8 protein-coding genes are annotated in these 9012 nt (G+C 70.5%); 3 read left to right on the forward strand and 5 right to left on the reverse strand.

The window, feature by feature from the left end; translation table 11 throughout:
- A partial coding sequence (locus VED21_RS22825; RefSeq protein ID WP_324886372.1) for a signal recognition particle receptor subunit alpha occupies positions 1–166 on the reverse strand: 166 nt, incomplete at its 3' end.
- A 414-nt stretch (positions 167–580) separates the two neighbouring features.
- On the opposite strand from VED21_RS22825, the gene VED21_RS22830 reads away from it, so the two are divergent.
- Positions 581–1933: a pentapeptide repeat-containing protein gene (locus VED21_RS22830; protein ID WP_324886358.1), complete on the forward strand. Its 1353-nt coding sequence runs from the start codon at positions 581–583 to the stop codon at positions 1931–1933.
- 12 nt (positions 1934–1945) lie between these two features.
- Here VED21_RS22830 and VED21_RS22835 read toward each other — a convergent pair whose 3' ends face one another.
- The 4 genes from VED21_RS22835 to VED21_RS22850 form a co-directional block, all read right to left on the reverse strand.
- Positions 1946–2662 (reverse strand): hypothetical protein, encoded by a 717-nt coding sequence (locus VED21_RS22835; RefSeq protein WP_324886360.1) that lies wholly within the window; start codon positions 2660–2662, stop codon positions 1946–1948.
- A 169-nt stretch (positions 2663–2831) separates the two neighbouring features.
- Positions 2832–3458 carry a hypothetical protein gene (locus VED21_RS22840; RefSeq protein ID WP_324886362.1) on the reverse strand — a complete coding sequence of 209 codons (627 nt, stop codon included), beginning with the start codon at positions 3456–3458 and terminating at the stop codon, positions 2832–2834.
- Between the two features lie 46 nt (positions 3459–3504).
- Positions 3505–4812: a DUF2336 domain-containing protein gene (locus VED21_RS22845; protein ID WP_324886364.1), complete on the reverse strand. Its 1308-nt coding sequence runs from the start codon at positions 4810–4812 to the stop codon at positions 3505–3507.
- A complete protein-coding gene (locus VED21_RS22850; RefSeq protein ID WP_324886367.1) occupies positions 4809–6515 on the reverse strand; it encodes a sensor domain-containing diguanylate cyclase in 1707 nt (568 codons plus the stop codon). Before VED21_RS22850 ends, VED21_RS22845 begins: the two co-directional genes overlap by 4 nt.
- A gap of 132 nt (positions 6516–6647) precedes the next feature.
- Between VED21_RS22850 and VED21_RS22855 the strand changes: the two genes are divergently transcribed.
- Together VED21_RS22855 and VED21_RS22860 are read left to right on the forward strand one after the other, a co-directional pair.
- Complete coding sequence (locus tag VED21_RS22855) at positions 6648–7322, forward strand: pyrimidine 5'-nucleotidase (RefSeq protein ID WP_324886369.1); 675 nt, start codon at positions 6648–6650, stop codon at positions 7320–7322.
- Between the two features lie 519 nt (positions 7323–7841).
- A complete protein-coding gene (locus VED21_RS22860; protein WP_324886370.1) occupies positions 7842–8768 on the forward strand; it encodes a polysaccharide lyase in 927 nt (308 codons plus the stop codon).
- The last annotated feature ends 244 nt before the right edge of the window (positions 8769–9012 follow it).

Raw genomic sequence — 9012 nt, forward strand, 5'->3', positions numbered from 1 at the left:
TGACCTGATTGACGAACTGCTTGACCACCGGCAGGGCGACGTCGGCCTCCAACAGCGCGATGCGCACCTCGCGCAGAGCGGCGGAGACGTCCTCCTCGCTCAGCGCGCCGCGGCGGCGCAGCTTGTCGAAGATGTCGCCCAAACGTCCGGTCAAGCCTTCGAACATGGGATCCTCGGGGTTAGCGGGCGGGGTTAGCGGGCGGGGTTAGCGGGGCGGGTTCAGCGGGGCTCCGCCGGGCGCTTTGGGCACCGTGCCGCCAAACGCAAACGCGCCAGTGCGCGATACTCGCGGACTGGCGGGGCGCGTGAAGACGCGATACCCTCGGGCTCGTCAGAGCTGGGGGCGCACCATACGGACGGCGGGGGGCCGGAGTCAACCACAGCCTTAATCGGCCACGGCCTAACCGGGCATGGCCTTACCGCCACGGACCTTCCGCGGGGGCGGCGCCGCCGAAAGGTGCAATGGACAGCGGTCGTGCTCGCGCATATATGTCTATTTGTGACAATTCTTAGCGGCGGTTAACCGTTTCTTCGTCGCTTTGCGGCAACCTGTGGTGCCTTACCAAGAGAGGATCGGGGAATGTCCTCGTCGCAGGGCTTCGGGTCCAGTTCGCCGCGCACGAAACTGACCCAGAGTCAGCTCAACGCCATCCTGCTGCGCCACCAGGCCTTCCGGAAGAGCCAGCCGGGCGGCGTGCGCGCCAGCCTGAAGATGCGCGACCTGTCGCACCTCGACCTTTCCGGCATCGATCTGTCGGACGCCGACCTGTCCGGCGCCAAGCTGTTCAGCGCGCGCCTGACCGGCGCCAATTTGCAGAACGCCAACCTCTACGCCGCCGATCTGCGGCTGGCCAACCTGGAGAAGGCGGACCTGCGCCGGGCCGACCTGCGCGGCGCCTGCCTGCGCGGCGCCGTGCTGAGCGAGGCGGTGCTGGTCGAGGTTGACCTGCGCGACGGCACCCTGCTGCACTACACCGAGAGCGGCGAGGTGCGCGAACACAACTTCGATTCGTCGGTCATCACGGCGGAGTTGACGGCCGCCACCCTGCGCGCCGCCGACATGTCGCGCGCCAAGCTGGCCAACGCCTTCGTCATGCAGGCCGACCTGACCGACGCGGTGCTGCGCGGCGCCAAGTTCCAGCGCGCCAACCTGACCAACACCAACCTGACCGGCTGCGACCTGACCGACGCCGACCTGTCGGAGGCCAACTTGTCCGGCGCCCGCCTGTCCGGCGCGGTGCTGACCGGCGCCGCCATCGGCCGCACCAACTTCACCAACGCCAACCTGATCGGCGCCATCCTGGACGCCGGCCAGCTGCGCTCCCCCAACCTGTCCAGCGCCGTGCTGGCCAAGACGCTGGACAACCCGGAACGCGAGCTGCGCGACATCCTGCAGGCCCACCTCGCCTGGATCGACAGCGGCGGCAAGGACGGCAAGCGCGCCGACCTGTCGGCGCTGGACCTGTCGGGGCGCAAGCTGGACGGCATCAACCTGTCGGCGGCGATCCTGCAGTGCATCACGCTGCGCGGCGCCTCGCTGACCGGGGCGACGCTGGCCATCGCCGACCTGTCGCTGTCCGACCTGCGCAAGGTGGACTTCACCAAGGCCGACCTGCGCGGCATCAACTTCGAGCGCGCCACGCTGTCGAACGCCAACCTGACCGACGCGCAGCTGGGCCCGGTGCACATCCAGACCATGAGCGGCCACGTCTGGCGCGCCAACCTTCAGCGCGCGCGCATGAGCATGGCCATCCTGCGCAACGCCGACCTGCGCAAGGTGAACTTCGCCGGCGCCATCCTGACCGGCGCCGACCTGCGCGGCGCCAACCTGAGCGAGGCGGACCTGACGGGGGCGGACCTGACGGGGGCGGACCTGGAAGGCGCCGTTCTGGACGGCACGGTGACGGTGGATACGGTGGGTCTGGCGCCGTAACGGTCCGGCGCGTCAGCGCCGACGCCCCACCCACTCCCCGGAGGTGTAGGCGGTGCGCACGTGGCGGATCAGCAGGTTGCGCGCCTCGATCAGCTGGGCCATGCGCTCGCGGCAGCCGACCACGCCGGTGTCCGGGTGATAGACGGGCGCCAGTTCGCGAAAGCGGCGCACCACGCGGTCCTCGTCGAAGCACCACTCATTCACGAAGCCGAACAGCGAGGCCGCGTCGCGCACCTGCTTCAGCCCGCCGTCCAGCGGCTGAAAGGACACCCGCTCCAGCGCGTTGGCCAGCGCCTTGTTGCGGTACTCCAGCGTCTCGACCGCCGCTTCCAGCCGCGCCACCTCCGCCTCGGCGACCAGCCGCCAGCCCGCCGGGTCGGCCAGCGCCAGCGCCGTGGCGACCGCCCGGCGGATCGCCGGGTCGTCCAGCCCGGGCGGCAGCCGCAATTCCAACGCCGATTCGCCGGCACCGGGGTCGGCGACGCGCAGGGCCGGGTCGGTGAGCAGCAGGACGGAGGACACGAGATCCACCACGGCAACGCCGCGCCGCGCCGCCAGATCGAGGATCGCGGAATACAGGGCGGGGCCGCAGGGAACGGTGTAGGCGACGCTGTGCAGGCCGGACCGGCCGGTGGCGGGCGTGGCCGCGGGGAACGCGCCGACGCCCAACCGCTCCACGTCGGACCGGTGGTCCAGCGCGTCCAACGGGAAGCCATCGGGTGCGGTCATCGGCGGCACCTGTGTGGGAGCGGCACCAATTTTAGTGCGTGCGCGCCGACTCTAACGCAAGTTCTGGATTCCTTGCAACCCACCACCGCGACGCTGACGGTGTACCCAGGACAATCGGTCGCGGCTGGCTCTTGCCCCCTCCCCTGCCTCCGGCGGGGGAGGGAGAAAATTACCGCCCCGCCTTCGCCTGCGTGCCCAGCTTGTCGAGCAGGTCGCCGATGTAGGCTTCCTCGCTCTTGCCGGACATGGCGGCGAAGCCCTTCAGCATCTGGCCGCCGAAGTTGAACACGCTGGTCAGGTCGATGCGCCAGCCGCCGGCCTCGCGCACGAAGTCGGCGGGCACCAGCGCCGGCTTGTTGTCCACCATCAGCAGCGCCGAGGCGCGGTCGCCCTTCACCCGCATGGGGCCGAGCGCGCTCTGCTTGATGATGTTGGGGCCGAGCCAGCCCTGCCTGACGGCGTGGTCGGCGAGGCTGGCCAGTTCCAGGCGCCGCAGCTCGGCCGGCGGCACGTGGCGGCGCAGGCCCATGGCGGCGAACTTCTCGCCGGGGCCGAGGTGCTCCAGCGAGGCGCGGTCGCCGGCCTTGGCGGCGCGGCGCACCGCCTCCAGCTTGTCGACCGTGGCGCGGGAGAGCAGCGGCACGACGGCCGCCCCCCGCCCCTGCTGGAGCGCGGTTCGCGCCTGCTCGAACACGGCGGCGACCTTGCGCTCCTCCGGATCGGCCGGGGGCGGGTTGGCGGCGACGGCGGGGGCGGCGAAGAGAACGAGGAACAGCAGCAGGGAAAGGATGCGCATGAGGCTCCACCGCCCGCACGGCGGCTCTCGCGTTGCCGGATCCCCCTTACTTGGTCTCGACGCCGAAGAATTCGAGCTGCCAGCGCATCTCGTCGTCGGTCATCGGGTAGAGGACCCCTTCCCGAGCATTAAGCGCCGACTTTGGCGGAATCTGGGCGAGGCGCAGCTGCACCTGCCGGGCGAAGCGCATGGTCAGCCCGGCCCGCCACACCAGCGCCGTCACCGCGCGCGGCGAGTGGGTGGTGACGATACGGTCCACCGTGCCCAGCGGCACGCCGGCCAGCTCGGCCAGCCCGGCCATGACGAAGGCGCGGTCGCCCTCGGCCAGGGAGCCTTCCAGCAGCTTCTCGGTGAGCTTGCCTTCCTTGTTCAGCCGGGCGGCGCGGTCGGTCGGCCGCTCCACCGGCTTCTCCTCGCCAGCCGCCTCGTCGCCCCACAGGTCGACGGGTCCGCCGCGCGGGCGCGCCGCGTCCGTCCCGCCCTTGGCAAGACGGGTGCGCACGGATTCGGCCACCTGCCGCACCGCCTCCGGGTCGAGGTCGGTGCGCTCCTGCAGCACCTTCAGCAGGTTGTCGGCGACGAAGCTGGCCAGCCGCGCGGCGGCGCGCGCCGGCAGCTTGGGCCGGCGCACCAGGGGGGCGTGCCAGGGCTCGTGCACCGGGGCCTGGTCGATGATGCGGTCCAGCGTCTCCTCGCGGATCTGCGCCGACGCGTTGCCGAGCAGCGCGGTCACCGCCGCCTCGTCGTCGGAGCGCGCGATGGCGTCGGCGACGGAGGCCGACACCTCCTTGCGGCCGGCGATGCAGGACAGCGCCCCCGCCACCGGGCCCGACAGGATGATGTCGAGCAGGTCCTCCTCGGTGAGGATGGGCGAGTGCTGCAGCACCGGGCCGCAGACCTGCAGCTCGGCGTCGCGGGCCAGCGTGTTGATCACCGCGTGCGGCGCGTTGGGCAGGTCCTTCAGCGCCTCGGCAAGCGTGACGCGGATCTCCGTCCCCTGGTCGCGGGCCAGCGTCTCCAGGCATTCCACCGTCATCCGCTCGATCTGCGAGAGCTGGTCGGCGGCGAGGTCGGGGACGAGGCTGGCGATCTTGTGGGCGAGCGCGCCGCGCACCGCCTCCTCGGCGTCCTTGGCCAGCATCAGGTCGGCCTGGCGCGGCGTGCCGGCGTTGGTGGCGATGGCCTGGCGCACCTCGGAGGCCGCGTCGCGGGCCAGGAAGTACAGCAGCTCCGGCCGGACGTGCGGCGATTCGGCGACGCGGCGGCGAACGGCCGGGTCGGCGCTCTGCACCATCACCTTGGCCGCTTCGAAGTTGCTGGGGTCGAGGGAGGCCGGGTCGGCGGAACGGGTCACGGAGTCGTCTCCCCTGCGGGACCGGGTACGTGCTCTGGGGCAATATGCTCTGGGGCGATGGCGAAGTTGCCCTTGCCGCGCGCCTTGGCGGCGTACATGGCCGCGTCGGCGCGGTCGGTCAACTCCTGAACCGTCTCGCCGCGGCCGGGGCGGTGGACGGCGATGCCGATGGACAGGCCCAGCGGCTTCTCCGGGCTGGCCGACAGGTGGCTCAGCTCGCGGATGCCGGCCAGCAGGCGCTCGGCCACCACCTTGGCGCGCTCCTCGTCGGTGCGGCCCAGCCACAGCACGAACTCGTCGCCGCCCAGGCGGCCCGGCAGGTCGCCGGGACGCACGCCGGTGGTCAGCAGGGTGCCGATGGCCTTCAGCACCATGTCGCCCTGCTGGTGGCCGTGCAGGTCGTTGACCGCCTTGAAGTTGTCGAGGTCGACGTAGAGCAGCGCCGAGGGGCCGGCGTCCGGCCGGGTCAGCTGCTCGTCCAGCCGTTCGAAGAAGGTGCGGCGGTTGAACAGGCCGGTCAGCCCGTCGCGCTCCGACAGGCGGCGCAGCCGCTCCTGGTAGGCGAGGTGGGCGTGCGCGATGCCGATGTGGTCGGCGACACCGCCGATCAACTGGCGGTCCTCGTCGTCCCAGGGGTCGGCGTCGTCGCCGCGCCAGACCAGCACGGCGCCGTTCAGCGCCTGCTGGTGCTCGGTCCGGCAGGCCAGCACGCGCAACGGACCCAGCACGCCCGGCACGGGGTCGGCCACCGCGGCGACCTGCGCCAGCAGCGCGCCGAGGTCCATGTCCTCCAGCTCCGACGGACCGCCGGCGGCGAACTCGGTGGCCAGGGTCAGGGCGCCGCCGTCCGCCGCGCGGTAGATGCGGCAGCCGTCGGCGCCCAGCGCCCGCGCCGTCTCGGCCGCCGCCACCGCCAGCGCCTCGGCGGCGTCCAGGCGGTTGCGCAGGGTGTGGACGATGTGGGCCAGCAGCTTCTCGCGGTTCCGGACGCGGGCCAGCTCGGCCGAACGGGTCACCGTCTCCGTCACGTCGCGGCACACGCCGCGCGCGCCGACCCAATCGCCGCCCGGAGCGTACAACGGCAGGGCGGAGGCAACGACGCAGGCCGGCAGGCCATCGGCGCGCTTCAGCCACAGCTCCGTCTGGTCGACCGGCCGGCGCGTGTCGAAGGGCAGCGGCAGATCGTCCCATTCCTCCACCGTCAGGTCGCGCGGGTCGCGGCCGACGAGCGACTCGGGCGCGTAGCCCAGCGCGCCCTTGGGCGTGACGAAGACGAACCGGCCGTCCGGCCCGGTTTCCCAGGCGAAGTCGCTGGAGACCTCGACCAGATCCTTGTAGCGCCGCCGCGACTCGGTCAGCGTCTGGCGCAGCTGGCGTTCCAGCGTGGCGTCACGGCCCAGCAGCAGCGTGGCGCCGCCGGGCAGCGGCACGCCCGCCCATTCCACCACCATGGCGCCGCGCGGCGCCTGCACCGGCACGGAGCGCAGCCCCGGCGCCACGCTGGACGCCGCCACCCAGGCCCGCACGTCGTCGAGCCAGCGCGGGTCGGCCTCCACCAGTTCGCGGGCGGCGGCGTTCGCCTCCGCCACCGTCAGGTCGGCGGCAAGGCGTAGCGCCGGCCCCGGATAGGCGCCGGTGACCGCGCCGGGCGGCCCGGTGTCGAAATCGGTGGCGGCGGAATCTTTGGATGCGGTGGCTGGCACGGGGAATCGCGGCGGCTGCATGGACCCTTGGATATACCACAAATGCTAACGTTTCGCCAAAGTTCGCGCAATCCGGCATGTTCGACGCGAAACGTCCTTGCCCGGTTCCCGGCCCTGCCCCATTGTCAGGCCATGGCCGCTCCGCTCCCCGACATCGAGGTCTGGATCTTCGACCTCGACAACACGCTCTACCCCGCCTCCTGCAACCTGTTCGCGCAGGTCGACCGGCGCATCGGGGAGTTCATCGCCGACCACTTCGGCATCCCGTACGACGAGGCGCGGGCGATGCAGAAGCGCTTCTTCCGCGACCACGGGACGACGCTGCGCGGGCTGATGGTGGAGCACGACGTCGACCCGGTACCCTTCCTCGACTACGTGCACGCCATCGACGTGACGCCGGTGGCGCCCTCGCCGGAGCTGGACCGGGCGCTGGAACGGCTGCCGGGGCGCAAGGTGATCTACACCAACGGCTCGGCCCGGCACGCCGCCAACGTCACCGACCGGCTGGGCATCACCCGCCACTTCGACGTGGTGTTCGATATCGTCGAGGCCGGCTACGTGCCCAAGCCCGACCCGCGCCCCTATGGCGCGTTGCTGGACCGCCACGCCATCGCGCCGCACACCGCCTGCATGGTCGAGGACATCGCCCGCAATCTGGTGCCCGCGCACGCGCTGGGCATGACCACGGTGTGGGTGAAGAGCGAGGCCGACTGGGCCCGTCCGGATCAGGGCGGCGTCGGCACCGCGTCGCACATCGACCACGTGGCCGAGGATCTGGTCGCCTGGCTGGCCGCCGTGCCGGTTTAAGGGCGCCCCTCCACCCCCCTTCGCCCTACTCCCTGCAGCAACGGTAGCGAGTCCACCCAAAGTGGATGGCCGTCCGGGACGCCCCCTGTCCGGACGATGCCTGTCGCGGCCACTCTCCGGGTCCCCACAGGCGAATCCCAAGTCATAGAAGAGCATTTTCAGACAAAACATAGCAATACGGGATATGAGGTTGGTTCTGATCTGACCAAACCCCCTATGGGTTATACCGTCGCGAACCTTGCTACGACAAACTCCAACGTTCTACGACTCAGCCCGCGAAGAACACTGCATCTATTGGCAAGCAGTGACAGACAAATGACATCGTAGCGTTCGTATTTCTTCACCAGGGCAGACCGACGTCTTCCCTTCTTGCCCACGCCCCGTCCACGACGCCCACCCACGCAGCACGGCGGACACGCGGCCGCGCGCCGCCGCCGCCATGCCCGTGGCCGGGGCTTCCCCGACGGCACCGCCGTTCCGGCAGCCATTCCATTCAAGCAGCCATTCAAGGAGCAATCGATGGCGAGCACCCTCTTCGAGGCCGTTTTCGACAACCCGCTGACCTCGGGCCTGAACCTCATCCGCGAAGGCGAGCCGGTTTCGACCGTAAGCGTCGACGGGCGCACGGCGCTGAAATCCGAACTGTCGCGCAGCGACGATTCCGTGCGTTCGGAGGTCGTGCCGGCCGGCATGGACGATTCCGCGTTCACCGCCGCCGGGTCGCAGACCGCCAACGCCAAGCTGGGCCACACCTACGAATACGAGGCCAAGATCCTCATCCCCGAGGGCTGGCAGGAGGATTCCACGCCGGAAATCCTCATGCAGTGGCACGACTTCCCCGACAGCGGAGAGGCCTGGAAGAACCCCGCCGCCGCCCTGCAGATCCGGCCGTGGAGCGACGGCGAAAGCCACTTCGTCCTGGAGACGCACGCCGACGCCTCGCGCATCACGCCCAGCGGCGGCAGCGGCCGCTATGACTCCAAGGAGACCTTCGACCTGGGCAAGGTGGAGGACGCGGTCGGCGAGTGGACCGACTGGAAGTTCAAGATCAAGTGGGGCTACACCGACGACAGCGGCAGCATGGAGGTGTGGCGGGACGGCAAGCGCCTCGTCAACGAGGACATGGCCACCGCCTTCAACGACGAGCACGGGCCGTACTGGAAGCTGGGCGTCTACAAATGGGCGTGGAGCGACGGGCGCGACACCGGCGCCGACAGCCGCACCTATTATTACGACGACATCCGAATCAAGGCCGACGGCGAGAACCGGTCCGCCGACGCCCCGGCCGAGGCCCTGCCCCCGTCCGCCGCGGAGACGGACACGCTGAGCTTCGACGCCTTCACGGATGACGGCACGGCCGGCGTTGCGGACGGCGAGGACGCGGTGCCGCTCGCCGGCGTGCCGCCGGTGCTGCCCATCGACCAGCAGGCGATGATGCTGGCGTAGCGCAGGTTGAGTCGTAGGTTGGGTTGAGCGCCAGCGAGAACCCAACACAGCCGGTGTTGCGAGCACGTTGGGTTTTCGCCTTCGGCTCAACCCTACCTACGGCAGTTGTGTTGCAAATGAAAAAGCGAGGGGCCGGAGGCTCCCTCGCCGTTCCACCGGAGCCTGTTTCGGCCCCCTTTGCCTTTGTGGCACCGAGCGTTTGCCGCTCGAATTGATTGCGTTCCTCCCTAACTCGGGCCTCTGC

The sequence above is a fragment of the Azospirillum sp. genome (assembly GCF_035627195.1).
Classification (GTDB): Bacteria; Pseudomonadota; Alphaproteobacteria; order Azospirillales; family Azospirillaceae; genus Azospirillum.

Coding starts and splice junctions, on each gene's coding strand:
- VED21_RS22830 (WP_324886358.1), top strand. CDS start 581: ATGTCCTCGTCGCAGGGCTTCGGGTCCAGTTCGCCGCGCACGAAACTG.
- VED21_RS22835 (WP_324886360.1), bottom strand. CDS start 2,662: ATGACCGCACCCGATGGCTTCCCGTTGGACGCGCTGGACCACCGGTCC.
- VED21_RS22840 (WP_324886362.1), bottom strand. CDS start 3,458: ATGCGCATCCTTTCCCTGCTGCTGTTCCTCGTTCTCTTCGCCGCCCCC.
- VED21_RS22855 (WP_324886369.1), top strand. CDS start 6,648: ATGGCCGCTCCGCTCCCCGACATCGAGGTCTGGATCTTCGACCTCGAC.
- VED21_RS22860 (WP_324886370.1), top strand. CDS start 7,842: ATGGCGAGCACCCTCTTCGAGGCCGTTTTCGACAACCCGCTGACCTCG.